This window comes from Nocardia carnea, from assembly GCF_029869215.1.
In the GTDB taxonomy this organism is placed as follows: domain Bacteria; phylum Actinomycetota; class Actinomycetes; order Mycobacteriales; family Mycobacteriaceae; genus Nocardia; species Nocardia carnea_B.
In genome coordinates this window covers 1-14,561 of sequence record NZ_JARWPM010000085.1, presented here as the reverse complement: position 1 = coordinate 14,561, position 14,561 = coordinate 1, and the positions used below count along the sequence as shown (strand labels likewise).

Genomic DNA, 14,561 nt, shown 5'->3' with positions numbered 1-14,561 from the left:
GCAGGAGGTTCAGTTGAGTTACGCAGGTGATATCGGTCCACAGCAGGCGTGGGAACTGCTGGCCGACAATCCCGACGCCGTCCTGGTGGACGTGCGCACCGAGGCCGAATGGAAGTTCGTCGGCGTTCCCGACACCAGCTCGGTCGCCAAACCGACACTGCTGGTCGAATGGGTCGATTCGACCGGTGCGCGCAACACCGAGTTCCTGGACCAGTTGCGCACCGCGCTGGGCGATCGCCCCGCCGGCGCCCCGGTGCTGTTCCTGTGCCGGTCGGGTCAGCGGTCGGCACATGCCGCCGACGCCGCGACCGCGGCCGGGATCGCGCCCTCCTACAACATCGCCGAAGGTTTCGAGGGGCCGCTCGACGAGTTCGGGCATCGCGGCGGCGCCGGCTGGCGCGCCCACGGACTGCCCTGGCGGCAGTCGTGATCAGCGGCGGCGCGTTCGAACGCGCGCTGCCCGACGGGGTCGGCCCGGCCACGCTGGGCGTGCGCGGCGGCCTGAGCCGGTCGGGCTTCGAGGAGACCTCCGAGGCGCTGTACCTGAACTCGGGGTTCGTCTACGCCAGCGCCGAAGCGGCCGAGGCAGCGTTCACCGGCGAGGTCCCGCATTTCGTGTATTCGCGCTACGGCAACCCGACCGTGTCGATGTTCCAGGAACGGATGCGCCTGCTCGACGGCGCCGAGGCCTGTTTCGCGACCGCCAGCGGTATGTCGGCGGTTTTCGTGGCGCTCGGCGCCCTGCTGAAAGCCGGCGACCGGCTGGTCGCGGCGCGCAGCCTGTTCGGATCGTGTTTCGTGGTGTGCAACGAAATCCTGCCGCGCTGGGGTGTGGAGACGGTTTTCGTCGACGGTGAAGACCTCGAGCAGTGGGAGGCGGCGCTGTCCGAACCCACCGCCGCGGTGTTCTTCGAAACCCCCGCCAACCCGATGCAGACCCTGGTCGACGTGCGCAAAGTCTGCGAACTCGCGCACGCCGCGGGCGCGAAAGTGGTGCTGGACAACGTTTTCGCCACCCCGCTGCTACAGCGCGGTTTCGAACTCGGCGCGGACGTGATCGTGTACTCGGGCACCAAACACATCGACGGCCAGGGCCGGGTGCTGGGCGGCGCGATCCTCGGCTCCGAGGAGTACATCGAGGGCCCGGTCAAGACGCTGATGCGGCACACCGGCCCGGCGCTGAGCCCGTTCAACGCGTGGACGCTGCTCAAGGGCCTGGAAACCATGCCGCTGCGGGTCCGGCAGTCGGCGGATTCGGCCCTGCGGATCGCGAAATACCTCGACGAACATCCCGCGGTGAGCTGGGTGCGCTACCCCTTCCTGGAATCCCACCCGCAGTACCAGCTGGCCACCGAACAGATGAGCGGCGGCGGCACGGTGGTGACCTTCGAATTGAAAGCCGCGGCGGACGCCGCCAAGAAACGGGCCTTCGAGGTCCTCAACGGCCTGCGCATCATCGATATCTCCAACAACCTCGGCGACGCCAAGACCTTGATCACCCACCCCGCCACCACCACCCACCGCGCGATGGGCCCGGAAGGCCGGGCAAGTATCGGGCTGTCGGACGGGGTTGTGCGGATCTCGGTAGGTCTGGAAGACATCGAAGACCTGCTCGGCGACCTCGACCACGCCTTACGCTGACCACCAGCCGCTGATCTCGGCCTACCCCGTCCCTGGGGTACCCAGCCGGGTGGCGCCGAGCCCAGCTCCCCACCCTCGCGCGATGGCCCGCATGCACTGGTTGGGTACCGGCTTCACCCAGGTTGGGCGGTGGGTTCGGTGAACGGCGTCCGCACCCGCCCCACGAGTTCGGCGACCGAGTTCAACATCATGGTGGGCCGGTACGGGTAGTTCTCCACCGAATGCCGGGTGGAGATACCCGAGGTCACCAGGATCGTGCGCATCCCGGCTTCCATCCCGGAGATCACATCGGTATCCATCCGGTCGCCGATCATCACACTGGTCTGCGAATGCGCGTCGATCCGGCGCAGCGCCGACCGCATCATCAGTGGGTTCGGTTTACCGATGTAATAGGGGTCGCGGCCGGTGGCGCGGGTGATCAGCGCCGCCACCGAACCGGTGGCGGGCAGCACCCCGTCGCGGGACGGGCCGGTGGGGTCGGGGTTGGTGGCGATGAAGCGGGCGCCGCGTTCGACCAGACGGATCGCGGTGGTGATCGCCTCGAACGAGTAGGTGCGGGTTTCGCCGAGCACCACGTAGTCGGGATCCACGTCGGTGAGGACGTAGCCGATTTCGTGCAGCGCGGTGGTGAGACCCGATTCGCCGACCACGTAGGCCGTACCGCCGGGGCGCTGCTCGTTCAGGAAGTGGGCCGTGGCCAGCGCGGAGGTCCAGATAGCGTTTTCCGGGATATCGAGACCGGTCTGGCGCAATCTCGCCTGGAGATCGCGCGGGGTGCGGATGGAGTTGTTGGTCAGGACGAGGAACGGGATCTGCTCGGCGCGCAGTTCGGCGAGGAACTCGTCGGCGCCGGGCACCAGATGGTCCTCATGGACCAGTACGCCGTCCATATCGGTGAGGTAGGACAGGATCGGATCATCGGGGCTCACCCGACAATTCTGCGCTTCGCCCCGCCCGGGGTGGGTATGCCGCGCCCGGAAACCGCGGCGCGGCTCCGGTGATCCGGACCACCGGAAGCAGCCGCCGGTGGCGGTGGTTATGGTCGAAACGGGGCTGGAGACGGTCCGGCCACAACGCGACAGGAGTGGCGCATATGGGTGAGCTCAAGCTCGGGTACAAGGCGTCGGCGGAACAATTCGGACCCCGCGAGCTGGTGGAGCTGGCGGTGCTGGCCGAGGAACACGGCCTCGACAGCGCGACGGTCAGCGATCATTTCCAGCCGTGGCGGCACAAGGGCGGCCACGCGCCGTTCTCCCTGGCCTGGATGGCGGCCGCGGGTGAGCGGACCGAGCGGATCATGCTCGGCACCTCGGTGCTCACCCCGACCTTCCGCTACAACCCGGCGGTGATCGCGCAGGCCTTCGCGACGATGGGCTGCCTGTATCCGGGGCGGGTGATGCTGGGTGTCGGCACCGGTGAGGCGCTGAACGAGATCGCCACCGGGTACGCCGGGGAATGGCCGGAATTCAAGGAGCGGTTCGCCCGGTTGCGCGAATCGGTGGATCTCATGCGGGCGCTGTGGACGGGTGCGCGCACGGATTTCGACGGCACCTACTACAAGACGGTGGGCGCCTCGATCTACGACGTCCCCGAGGGCGGCATCCCGGTGTACATCGCCGCCGGTGGCCCGGTGGTGGCCCGGTATGCGGGCCGCGCGGGTGACGGTTTCATCTGCACCTCCGGCAAGGGGATGGACCTCTACACCGAGAAACTGATGCCGGCGGTGGCCGAGGGCGCGGCGAAGGTGGACCGCGAGGTGAGCACCATCGACCGGATGATCGAGATCAAGATCTCCTACGACACCGACCCCGAGCTGGCGCTGGAGAACACGCGATTCTGGGCGCCGCTGTCGCTCACGGCCGAGCAGAAGCACAGCATCACCGACCCGATCGAGATGGAGGAGGCGGCCGACGCGCTGCCGATCGAGCAGATCGCCAAACGCTGGATCGTCGCCAGCGACCCGGACGAGGCGGTCGAGCTGGTCAAACCGTATGTGGACGCGGGGCTGAACCACCTGGTGTTCCACGCCCCCGGCCACGATCAGCGGCGTTTCCTCGACCTCTTCCAGCGCGACCTGGCACCGCGCCTGCGCAAATTGGCGTAGCACACGAACGGCCTTCGCGGCCGGCCGATGAACGCGTAGCTCGTCGTCCGGCCGCGGCTGTCCACGACGGCCGCCAGATGGAGACGCCCGCGTCAGCGCGGGTCGTCGGCCAGGAGGTCGATCCATGCCGTGACAGAGTCGCCTTCGCGGACGAGGTCGACCCGCATGGCCCCGAGCATTCGGTGGACGGCAGTGTTGTCGGCGGTCGTACTCACGAACACGGAAGCGAATCCGTCCGCGCGGGCGAGCGCCAGTAGGTGGCGCAGCACCGCACTGCCGACGCCGCCACCGCGGTGTGAACGTCCGATCCACACTCCCGCTTCGACCGCATGTGCCGGGTCTTCCAGAGGACCCAGCCGCGCGGCCCCCACCACAGCGTCCCCGACAACGATCGCGTAGGTGTTCTCCACCGGCTCGGCCGACAGCGACCTCGACCGGTGGAACCGCAGAAACGCTGTCCGGCGCACGCCGGTCCACCCGGGCGGCCCGGCCACCGGGGGCATCACCTCCTCGGGGTCCGCATCGACGACGGCCACATCCAGCAAGTCTCGAAGCAGACCCTCGTCGAGCCGCCGCAGCGTGACATCGGAGCGCATGCCGCATCCTGGCATCACGATCGGGGCGGCGCCCAGTGGTTTTCGGTGACCGAGGCCGGTTGCCTGTACTGCCGCGGCCGGCCCGGTACCCGGCGGGCCCGCGGCCTACTCCCGCCGGGTAGCCGCCGGCACCGTTAGGCTCTCCTCATGGCCGAGGTTGCTGCGTCCAGTGTGTACATCGCGTCGCCGGAGGGTGATACCGGGAAATCGACCGTAGCGCTCGGTGTGCTGCAGATGTTGTGCGCGAGCACCGCGCGCGTCGGGGTGTTCCGGCCGATCACCCGGTCGGCGACCGAACCCGATTACATTCTCGAACTCCTGCTCGAGCACAGCACCGCCGATATCGAATACCAGCAGGCGGTGGGCGTGAGCTACGAGCAGGTGCATGCCGACCCCGACGCCGCCATCTCCGAGATCGTGATGCGGTACCACGAGGTGGCGGCGGCCTGTGACGCCGTGGTGATCGTGGGCAGCGACTACACGGATGTGGCCAGTCCCAGCGAACTCCGGTTCAACGCGCGCATCGCGGTGAACCTGGGCGCGCCGGTGCTGTTGGTGGTGCGGGGTGCGCAGCGGTCGCCGGACGAGGTCGAGCAGCTGGTGGAGCTGTGCACGGCCGAGTTGTCCGGTGAACACGCGCAACTCAGCGCGATCATCGCCAACCGGTGCGCCCCCGAGCAGCTCGACCAGGTGCGGGAACGGCTCACCGGATTCGGCGTACCCTGCTGGAGCCTTCCCGAGGTTCCGCTGCTGATCGCCCCGACCATGGCGGAGTTGTGCGGCGCGCTGGACGGCGAGATCTACAGTGGCGACCCGGAACTCCTGCACCGCGAAGCGCTCGGCGTGATGGTGGGCGGGATGACCGCCGAACATATTCTCGAGCGCCTGTTCGACGGCGCCGTGGTGATCGCCCCCGGTGATCGTTCCGATGTGCTGCTCAGCGTGGTGAACGCGCACGAGGCGGAGAGCTTCCCGTCGCTGGCCGGGATCGTGATGAACGGGGGCCTGCTGCCGCATCCGGCGATCGCCCGCCTGATCACGGGGCTGAAACCGCGATTACCCATCCTGACCACCGGTCTGGGCACCTATGACACCGCCGGTGTCGCGCATCGCACCCGCGGCCGGATGTCGGCCGACAACCCGCGCAAGGTCGATACCGCACTCGCATTGATGGAAACCCATGTGGACGCCGCGGAGTTCCTGCGCCGGCTGGAGGTTCCGCTCACCAGCGTGGTGACCCCGCAGATGTTCGAATACCAGCTGATCGAACGCGCCCGCGCCGACCGCAAGACGATTGTGCTGCCCGAGGGCGACGACGACCGGGTGCTGCGCGCGGCCGGACGGGTGCTGCAGCGCAAGGTCGCCGAGCTGATCATCCTGGGCGACGAGACCGCGATCCGGGCCCGCGCCGCCGAGCTCGGGGTCGATATCGCCGACGCCCAGGTGCTCGATCCGCGGACCTCCGAGCATCTCGACGATTTCGCCCGCGAATACGCCGAACTGCGCAAACACAAAGGTATGACGGTCGAGCGGGCCCGGGAGACCGTCACCGATATCTCGTATTTCGGGACCATGATGGTGCATCGCGGCCTCGCCGACGGGATGGTCTCCGGTGCCGCGCACACCACCGCGCACACGATCCGGCCGTCGTTCGAGATCATCAAGACGGTGCCGGGTGTTTCCACGGTCTCGAGTGTGTTCCTGATGTGCCTGGCCGACCGGGTGCTCGCCTACGGCGACTGCGCGGTCGTCCCCGATCCGAGTTCCGAACAGCTGGCCGATATCGCCGTCTCCTCGGCGGCGACCGCCGCTCGGTTCGGTATCGAACCCCGGGTGGCGATGCTGTCCTACTCCACCGGCGAATCCGGCAGCGGCGCGGATGTGGACAAGGTACGGGTGGCGACCGGCCTGGTCCGGGAACGCGCCCCGGAACTGCTGGTAGAGGGTCCCATCCAATACGACGCCGCTATCGAGCCCACGGTCGCCGACGCCAAACTGCCGAATTCGGAAGTCGCCGGCCGGGCGACGGTGTTCATCTTCCCCGACCTCAATACCGGCAACAACACCTACAAGGCGGTGCAGCGCAGCGCGGGCGCGGTCGCGATCGGGCCCGTACTGCAAGGCCTGCGCAAACCGGTGAACGACCTGTCCCGGGGCGCACTGGTCACCGATATCGTGAACACCGTGGCCATCACCGCCATTCAGGCACAGCAGCAGTGACGCGTCCCGGCGAACAGGAGATGGCGGTGCAACCGATACGCGTACTGGTGGTCAACTCCGGGTCCTCCTCGATCAAATATCAACTGCTGGAACCGGAATCGGGCACCATCATCGCCTCCGGTCTGGTGGAGCGGATCGGTGAGGACGACGGCGGCGCGATAGAACACACCGCGGGCGAGCAGACCGTCACCGACAAGCGGAAGATCCCCGATCACACGGCCGGATTACGCCTGGCCTTCGACAAATTCGCCGAGACCGGCCATGACCTCGCCCAGGCGGGTATCACCGCCGTCGGCCACCGGGTTGTCCACGGCGGCGAGGTCTTCTACCGGCCCACCCTGATCGACGATCAGGTGCTGCGCACCATCACCGAACTCTCCACCCTCGCCCCGCTGCACAACCCGCCCAATATTCGCGGGATCGAGGCGGTGCGCACCCTGCTGCCGGAGGTTCCGCAGGTCGCGGTGTTCGATACCGCGTTCTTCCACGGGCTACCGCCGGCCGCGAAAACCTATGCGATCGACAGTCAGGTCGCCGAAACGCACGGTATCCGCCGCTACGGCTTCCACGGGACCTCACACGAATACGTCTCCGGCCGCGTCACCGAATTCCTCGGCCGGCCCGCGGACTCGCTGAATCAGATCATCTTTCACCTGGGCAACGGCGCCTCCGTCGCCGCGCTGCGGGGCGGGCGGCCGGTGGATACCAGTATGGGCCTGACCCCGCTGGAAGGCCTGGTCATGGGCACCCGCAGCGGCAATCTCGACCCCGGGATCATCCTGCACCTCATGCGGACGGCACATCTGGACGTCGACGGTATCGACCGGTTGCTCAACCGGGGTTCCGGGCTGCGTGGGATGGCCGGCGTCAACGATTTCCGGGAACTCCGCCGCCGTATCGACGCCGGAGATACCGCCGCACGCAACGCCTACGATGTCTACGTACACCGGCTGCGGCATTATCTCGGCGCCTACCTGGTCGAATTGGGCGGAGTCGATGCGATCACCTTCACGGCGGGAGTGGGTGAGAACAACCCCGACGTCCGTGCCGACGCGCTGGCCGGGCTCGAGGATTTCGGGATCGCCGTGGACTCCGGGCTCAATACCGCGAAAGACCGTGGTGCCCGGCGGATCTCCGCGGAAGGGTCGCGGGTGCAGGTGCTGGTGGTGCCGACCAACGAGGAACTCGCCATCGCCCGCGCGGCGGTAGCGGTCGCGGGGATGTCCTGAACCACCCGGCGCACGCGGCCGGGCAGCCGACATCACACGCACCCGCCCGGCGGCAGCCCCCGGCGCGCGCGGCCGCACAGCCACCACCACACGCACGTCGCCGGGCACCCGGCACCACACGCACGCGGCCAGGCAGCCGGCACCCACGCGGGTAGCCGGGCAGCCGACATCACGCGCACGCGGTTTGTGGCCGGCCGCTGCGAGCCCGCTCCGGCCGTTGCCGACTCCGACGCGGGGAGGTACTGGGCAGGGCTCAGTAGCAGGTCAGCGGCTGTAACGATTCGCCGGCGCGCGGACCGAGACCGTCGTAGGCCGCGGCGATCGCGGTAACCGCCCGGCGGAGCTCGGGTTCGGGATTCGTGTAGGGCAGGCGCAGGAAACGCTCGAACGCACCCTGCACGCCGAAACGCGGCCCGGCGGCGAGCAGTACGCCATGATTGGGTGCCGTGGCCGCCAGCGCCGTCGAGACCGGATCGGGCAGCTGCGCCCAGACCGACATACCGCCCACTCCGGGCAGCACATACCAGTCCGGAAGCTCCTCGGCCAGCGCTGTCAGCAGCGCCTCCCGCTGATCGCGCAGCAGTTTGCGGCGGCGCGCCAGAATGGGTTCGGCCTGTTCGAGCAGGTGGACCGCCGCCAGCTGATCCATCACCGGCGTGCCCAGATCGACGGTGGCGCGGGTGGCCAGCAGCCGGGTGATCAGCGATTCGGAGGTCCGGATCCAGCCGACACGCAGACCGCCCCAGAAAGATTTGGACGCCGAGCCGATGGTGATCACCTCGGAACCCTTCGCGAACGCGGCGACCGGCGCGACCGGGGCGGTATCGGTGAGCGACAGATCCGCCATGGATTCGTCGATGATCAGCGTCATCCGGGTCTCGCGGGCGATCGACGCCAAGTCGGCGCGGGCCGCCTCGTCCATCAGGAAACCGGTCGGATTGTTGTGGTCGGGTACCAGATACGCCAGGGTCGCGGCGGTCTGGCGGGCCGCGCTGCGCAGACCGTCCAGATCCCAGGCGGCGGCCGGATCCTCCAGCCGCAACGGGACGGGCACCGGGCGGGCCCCGACATCGCGGATCGCCTCGATCGCGTTGGGGTAGGTGGGATGGTCGATGAGCACCCGGGCCGCCGCGGGGGCCAGCACATTCAGCAGCAGGCGCAGGCCGTGCTGGGCGCCGAGGGTCACCAGGATCTGATCCGCACCGGTCGGCAGGCCGCGTTCGGTGTAGCGGCGGGCGAGCGCCTCGCGCAGCGGCAGGATTCCGACCGGATCCATCCCGTGGGTGCTCAGATACGACGGAATACCTTGGAGCGCAACGGCATAGGCCTCTTGCATCTCCGGCGGGGCGGTCATCGCGGCGTAGGTCAGGTCCACGGCGGGCTGGGCACCGACGGACATGGTGGCCAGGATCCCGCGGGCGGCACGGCCGCCGTCGTGCGCGACGGCCGGCGGCAGCGCGACCGTGGAACGCGACCCCTGCCGGGTGATGAGGTAGCCGTGTTCGCGCAGCAGCGCGTAGGTGGAGGTCACGGTGGTGCGGCTGACGCCCAGGGTGGCGGCCAGATCGCGTTCGCTGGGCAGCGCGATTCCGAGCGGCGCGCGGCCGTCGTGGATGAGCAGCCGGATCCCCTCCGCCAGCGCCAGGTAGGCGGGGCGGCCGGAACGGCGGGCACCGCCCTCGGCAGGTGCCTGGTCCGGGCCGCGCCACTGCCCCAGATCACGGGCCAGGCCCGCGGCGCCGAGCACTCTCGTCGACATAAAGGCCAGTATCGACTGATTGGCTCTTTATCGGCAAGTCCAGTAGCGCCATTCTGGAACCATGACACTTCTTGCTGCGCTCGTGGGAGTGGGCACATTCAGCTTCCTCGCCTACCAGTACCTCGTCACCGAATCACGCCTACCCGAACTGCTCGAACGGTACCGGCCCCTAGGCTCGATCACCGACGATTCCCTCAGCCGCTACGACCTCGAACGCGGTTACCGCGATCTGGACGCCGCATGGTCGCACGGGGAACCGGACCGGCTCCGCACCCACACGAGCTGAGGGGCGCCACCGGCGTTCCGCGCGTGGGTTTGCAGCCCCGAAACATTCCAGCGCCCGCAGCCTCGCCACCTACGTTGCGGCCGGTACCGACCGAAACTGTGCGAGCGCCTCGATAACCTCCCGCCGAAGCCGGACCGGTCGGAGACCGACACTTGCCAGCTTTCGCGCAGGGGTTTGCACCTTCCCGCCGGGCAAGGGGTCCAGTTGGGCAACTGGACTGCTTGAACGCTAGTTCAGTGGATGCTGCTGATAGAAATCGCACGGCTCGCCCGAGAGCAGGCCGTCCGCGCAGGCGAAATAGGTCTGGATACAGGAGTTGGTGTCGCAGCCCATTCGCACGAGTTCGTCGCGGATGCGCAAGTTGCGCTGCTGCGGGGATTCGGCGGTGACCGGCGCGGCCGCCGAGGTCGTCGTGGTGGCGTGACCGCCGGTGTCCTGGGCGCAACCGTAGACCAGCGCCGTCGCCGCGCACAACGACAACATGGCCGCACACCGGACCGCGTACCTCGTAGCCATGCGCACCTCCACCTACCGGCTGTCCGACGAGCGGCCAGCGTAACCGATGCCGGTGCGGATCGGAATCGGCCCCGACCACCGCCGCAGCGTTCGCCGGCCGCACGATGACACAGGAGCGCCATCGCGGGGCACCCGGCGATTCAGCCCGCCGAATCACCCCGCAGCAGCGCGGCCAGCGATTCCCGGTCGGTGACGTCCAGTTTCGTACAGGCTCGGTACAGGTGGCCCTCCACGGTCCGCACCGAGACGGTGAGCCGGTCGGCGATCTGCCGGTTGCTCAGACCGGCCGCCACCAGATTCGCGATCTCACGTTCCCGGCTGGTCAACGGTAGCGGCTGGGCCGCATCCCGCAGGGCCGGAGTCGCGGCGCCCCCGCAGGCCGCCGCCAGCCGGTTGGCGTGCGCCGCCGATTCCAGCAGCCGGCGGCGATCCCCGGCCCGGTCGTGCGCGGTCGCGGCCTGCGCCGCGGCGTCGGCGGCCGACAACTGCGCACCCAGAGCCTCGAAATCCGCCGCCGCCGCGTCCAGCCCGGCCCCGTCCTGCCCGGCCAGCGCCACCGCGTGCCGGGCCTGCGCGCGCACCAGCGGGCCGTCCACCCGGTGCGCCAGATCCGCCAGCCGCTGGACCACCGACCCCGCGCCGAACCGGGCCGCGGTATGCAGGGCCAGCGCCTCCACGGCGTGCTGCTCCGCGCGCGCGGCGGCATCGGCGGCGCGGATCGCCCGTTCCACCGCGATGCTCACCGCGCCCTCCGCCGCCGCCAGGCACGCCCGGGCGATTTCCAGCTGCGGTTCGTAGACCGCGCTGTGCCGCCCGCCCCGCGCATCGGCTTCGGCGATCGATTCCGCGGCCTCGACCGGCCGGCCCAGCGCCGCATACGCCTCGGCCAGCCGGATCCGGGCCGGGAACATCCAGGCGGCGGCGCCCTCGGCGGTGAGCGCGGCCAGTGCCTGCTCCAAATTGTCGATACCGGCCGGGAACCGGCCCCGTGCCACATCCACGGTGCCCTGCAGAATCTTCGACATCCCCCACGCGAGGTACTGCCCCGGCGCGGAATACCCGAAGTACTCGGTGGCGCGATGCGCGGCCGCGTCCAGATCGCCGGTGAGTACCAGCGCCAGCACCTCGGCATGCGTAGACATGAACCGGTTGAGGCCGTCGATATGCGGTTCCACCGCGCGACCCCGGTCGGCGTAATGCCGGGCATCCGCCGCGCGACCCCGTAGCGCCGCCGCGAGCCCACCGCCGAACGCCGCCCACCACACCGCCCACGGCGGTGCGTCCGCGACCCGCATCACCTGTTCGGCTTCCCGCAGCGCGTCACCGAGGCGGTTCTCGCTCACCGCACAGGCCGCGGCGAGCCCGGTGGTGATCAGGCCGATCTTCGGATGTGCGATCCGCGCGCGGACCAGCGCGAGTACCTCGTCGGCGCGGTCGGCGTCACCGGAGGCCCACAGCAGATTCGAGACCCGCGTGCTCCCCCAGCGGGCCAGCTGCACCTCGTTGAGTTCGTCGGGGTCGAAACTGGCCAGTGTTCGTTCCGCCTCGATCCGGTGCCCCTGCCACAGCAGGGCACGGGCCAGCAGATCCGCCGACTCCACCCCGCCGCGGCGTTCCACCGCCGCCCGCGCGAACCGCTCCCCCAGCGGCAGATTCGCCAGCCCGATCGCGTCCTCGGCGGCGGATTCGAACAGTTCCAGATCGGCGGATTTATCGCTGTCCAGGGCCAGTTCGGCAAGCCGGATCCGGTCGGCGGCCGAATTGATCCGTCGTTGTTTGAGCGCGGAATACAGCCGCCCGCGTAACCGGCGCGAACTCGCGATACCGAGGCGGCGGCGAATGACCTCACCGAACAGCGGATGGTTGTACCGGACAACGAGATCCGGCCCAGCCTCCACCACCCGGATCACACCGCCGTTCTCGGCCGCCTCCACCGCCTCCTCCCCGGCGAGTTCGGCCATCACCTCCAGATGGACGGGTTCACAGAAAGTGAGCAGTTCCAGCACCCGCAACACCGATTCGGGGAGCTGCTCGACCCGATCCTCCAGCAGTGCCGCCAATTCCGAGGTGACCGCCGCCCGCCCCCGCAGCTGCCACACCCCGTTCACCTGCCGCAGCGACCCCACCTCCAGCGCACCCTCGACCAGATGCCGCAGGAAAAGCGCGTTACCGCCGGAGGATTCCCACATCAAGTTGGCGGTGAACCCCTCCAACTGCCCGCCGAGCACCGATTCCACCAGGTCCACACTCTGCTGCTGGGTGAACGGCGGCAGATGGATCCGCAGCAGATGCCCGTCTTTCCACAGCGTCGTCACCGCGTCGGGCACCGGGACCCCGTCGCGGACGGTGGCGACGATCCGGGCCGCCTTGTCGATCGCCAGCTGCAACAGCAGGGTCGCGGAGAGCTGATCGAGCAGATGCGCGTCGTCGACCCCGATGATGGCGGGCCCGTCGGCCAGTAGCGCCTCCCGGGCCGCGGCCATGAACGTCACCGGATCGTGCGCGGTGTACACGCCGACCATATGCGCGAAAACGCCCAGCGGAATACTGCGCGCCGATTCGGTACCCGCGACCCACCGGATGGTCCCGCCGCCCGCGGTCGCGGCCCGCCGGGCCAGCGTGGTCTTCCCGACACCGGGCTCACCGATGAGAACAGCGCCGACATGATCGGGGCCGGTGAGCGTCGCGCGAATCGTGTCGAACTCGTTCGCCCGCTCGACCATCGGCCAATTTCGCGCCATATGTCTACTGTAAAGCCCGCATTACCGCTGAGTACGGTGAACTATCCACCGCGGCACCGGCACTGCGCGACCTACTCCGTAACCGCCTCAGCCCTCGCCCACTTCGCAGGCCAGGCCATCACGGTCTTCGTCGAGCTGCCACGAATACCCCGGCTGTCCCCCGAACAGCGGGGTATCGGTTTCGCGCCGCGCATGAGCGCAGCTGATGTAGTAGGGGTGCTCGTCTTCGTCGGCCTCCGGTTGCGCGCGATCGGCGGGCAGCGGATGCGAATCCTGACTCGTATTCGGCGAGGTCTGGGTATCGGCGGCGGCCGGCGCGGCAGCGAGCACGGTCAGCGCGCAACCGGCAACGACCAAACGAGCCAGGGTGGAACGGGTTTTCATCACGAACATCCTCGAGTGCTGGGGGTACTCCTATCCTCACGCGCAACCGGGAAAAGTGAAAGACCCATGTTCGCCAACCCCGAAACCGAACGCGACCACGGCAGCGCCGAGTCTCACGAGACCCCGAATGGCCCACATAACCCCCGGAACCCAACGCGACCACGGCGGCGCCGAGTCTCACGAGGCCCTCGGTAGTTCGCGTTACGCCGAAACCCGAACGCGACCACGGCGGCGCCGAGTCTCACGAGGCCCTCGGTGGTTCGCGTTACCCCGAAACCCGAACGCGACCACGGCGGTGCCGAGTCTTACGAGGCCCTGAGAGGGTTTGGCCCGTGCCCGGGGGGGGCGGGGGGGGGGGGGCCGGGGCGCCCGCCGGGCGGTCCGCAGCGGCCGGGCGGCGCACCCTCCCCGGCCGACCTCAAACCGACCGTCGCCGAACACCGGGTCGCGCCCGCGCCCGGGTACTCCGCGCCGCAGCAGATAGCCCAACCGCAACGGGTCGAACCGGCCCCCGCCCCCGCGACACCGGCCAAGGACAACAAGAAATGGCTCATCGCCGGCGGGGTGGCGGTGGCGCTGGTGATCGCGTTGATCGCGATCCTGGTGGGCGCCGGCGGCGAGGACGATTCGCCGCAGGGCCGGATCCGCACGGCCATCGGCAATTACACGGGCGCGCTGGAAAGCGGCGACCTGCCCGCACTCCGGGAAGCCACCTGCGGTGCCCTGCACGACTACTACCAGAGCCTGTCCGAGGAACAGTTCGCCGGCGTGCACCGGCAGGCGGTGAACGACGGCAGTATCCCGGAAGTCTCCGGCGTCGACGCGATCCAGATCACCGACCGCACGGCCCTCGCCCAGGTCAGCGTCCGAACCGACGCCGACCCCGAGGAAACCACCCGCACCTTCGACCTACAGGAAACCGAAACCGGCTGGAAGGTCTGCGATCCGCCGCAGTAATATTTTGCGCCGCCTGCGGCGGCGCGGGGTTTGGCCCCCTTGGTCCCTGCTGTCAGCGCTCGACACTCGCGGCTGCGCCGCTTCGAACCGAGCGCTTACAGCCGGGACGGGCCAAACCCTCTCAGGGC

13 protein-coding genes are annotated in these 14,561 nt (G+C 69.1%); 7 read left to right on the top strand and 6 right to left on the bottom strand.

Going from position 1 to position 14,561, the window contains the following annotated elements:
* Positions 1-13: 13 nt before the first annotated feature.
* Positions 14-430, top strand: coding sequence for a rhodanese-like domain-containing protein (locus QH276_RS04510; protein ID WP_280400376.1), 417 nt, complete (start codon positions 14-16; stop codon positions 428-430).
* Positions 427-1,641, top strand: a complete 1,215-nt coding sequence (locus QH276_RS04505) for an O-succinylhomoserine sulfhydrylase (RefSeq protein ID WP_280400375.1) — start codon at positions 427-429, stop codon at positions 1,639-1,641. The genes QH276_RS04510 and QH276_RS04505 overlap by 4 nt, the downstream gene beginning before the upstream one ends.
* 113 nt (positions 1,642-1,754) lie before the next feature.
* Here QH276_RS04505 and QH276_RS04500 read toward each other — a convergent pair whose 3' ends face one another.
* Positions 1,755-2,531: an HAD-IIA family hydrolase gene (locus tag QH276_RS04500; RefSeq protein WP_280400379.1), complete on the bottom strand. Its 777-nt coding sequence runs from the start codon at positions 2,529-2,531 to the stop codon at positions 1,755-1,757.
* 203 nt (positions 2,532-2,734) lie between these two features.
* Here QH276_RS04500 and fgd point away from each other — a divergent pair, with 203 nt between their 5' ends.
* Complete coding sequence (fgd, locus tag QH276_RS04495; RefSeq protein ID WP_280400374.1) at positions 2,735-3,745, top strand: glucose-6-phosphate dehydrogenase (coenzyme-F420); 1,011 nt, start codon at positions 2,735-2,737, stop codon at positions 3,743-3,745.
* A gap of 92 nt (positions 3,746-3,837) precedes the next feature.
* On the opposite strand, the gene QH276_RS04490 is transcribed toward fgd, so the two are convergent.
* Positions 3,838-4,341, bottom strand: coding sequence for a GNAT family N-acetyltransferase (locus tag QH276_RS04490; protein ID WP_280400373.1), 504 nt, complete (start codon positions 4,339-4,341; stop codon positions 3,838-3,840).
* 147 nt (positions 4,342-4,488) lie between these two features.
* Between QH276_RS04490 and pta the strand changes: the two genes are divergently transcribed.
* Both pta and QH276_RS04480 read left to right on the top strand, forming a co-directional pair.
* Positions 4,489-6,561: a phosphate acetyltransferase gene (gene pta / locus QH276_RS04485; RefSeq protein WP_280400372.1), complete on the top strand. Its 2,073-nt coding sequence runs from the start codon at positions 4,489-4,491 to the stop codon at positions 6,559-6,561.
* A 35-nt stretch (positions 6,562-6,596) separates the two neighbouring features.
* A complete protein-coding gene (locus tag QH276_RS04480) occupies positions 6,597-7,790 on the top strand; it encodes an acetate kinase (RefSeq protein WP_432278678.1) in 1,194 nt (397 codons plus the stop codon).
* A 253-nt stretch (positions 7,791-8,043) separates the two neighbouring features.
* On the opposite strand, the gene QH276_RS04475 is transcribed toward QH276_RS04480, so the two are convergent.
* Positions 8,044-9,549, bottom strand: a complete 1,506-nt coding sequence (locus QH276_RS04475; protein ID WP_280400370.1) for a PLP-dependent aminotransferase family protein — start codon at positions 9,547-9,549, stop codon at positions 8,044-8,046.
* A gap of 61 nt (positions 9,550-9,610) precedes the next feature.
* On the opposite strand from QH276_RS04475, the gene QH276_RS04470 reads away from it, so the two are divergent.
* The gene (locus QH276_RS04470) at positions 9,611-9,835 is read left to right on the top strand and encodes a hypothetical protein (RefSeq protein ID WP_280400369.1); all 225 of its coding nucleotides are present in this window, start codon (positions 9,611-9,613) and stop codon (positions 9,833-9,835) included.
* Between the two features lie 228 nt (positions 9,836-10,063).
* Here the strand turns inward: QH276_RS04470 and QH276_RS04465 are convergent, their stop codons facing one another.
* From QH276_RS04465 to QH276_RS04455, 3 genes are all read right to left on the bottom strand, one after another.
* Positions 10,064-10,351 carry a hypothetical protein gene (locus tag QH276_RS04465; RefSeq protein ID WP_280400368.1) on the bottom strand — a complete coding sequence of 96 codons (288 nt, stop codon included), beginning with the start codon at positions 10,349-10,351 and terminating at the stop codon, positions 10,064-10,066.
* 140 nt (positions 10,352-10,491) lie between these two features.
* Positions 10,492-13,092, bottom strand: a complete 2,601-nt coding sequence (locus tag QH276_RS04460) for a LuxR C-terminal-related transcriptional regulator (RefSeq protein ID WP_280400367.1) — start codon at positions 13,090-13,092, stop codon at positions 10,492-10,494.
* Positions 13,093-13,179: 87 nt separating this feature from the next.
* A complete protein-coding gene (locus QH276_RS04455; protein WP_280400366.1) occupies positions 13,180-13,476 on the bottom strand; it encodes an excalibur calcium-binding domain-containing protein in 297 nt (98 codons plus the stop codon).
* A gap of 255 nt (positions 13,477-13,731) precedes the next feature.
* Between QH276_RS04455 and QH276_RS04450 the strand changes: the two genes are divergently transcribed.
* Positions 13,732-14,433: an Rv0361 family membrane protein gene (locus QH276_RS04450; protein ID WP_280406632.1), complete on the top strand. Its 702-nt coding sequence runs from the start codon at positions 13,732-13,734 to the stop codon at positions 14,431-14,433.
* The last annotated feature ends 128 nt before the right edge of the window (positions 14,434-14,561 follow it).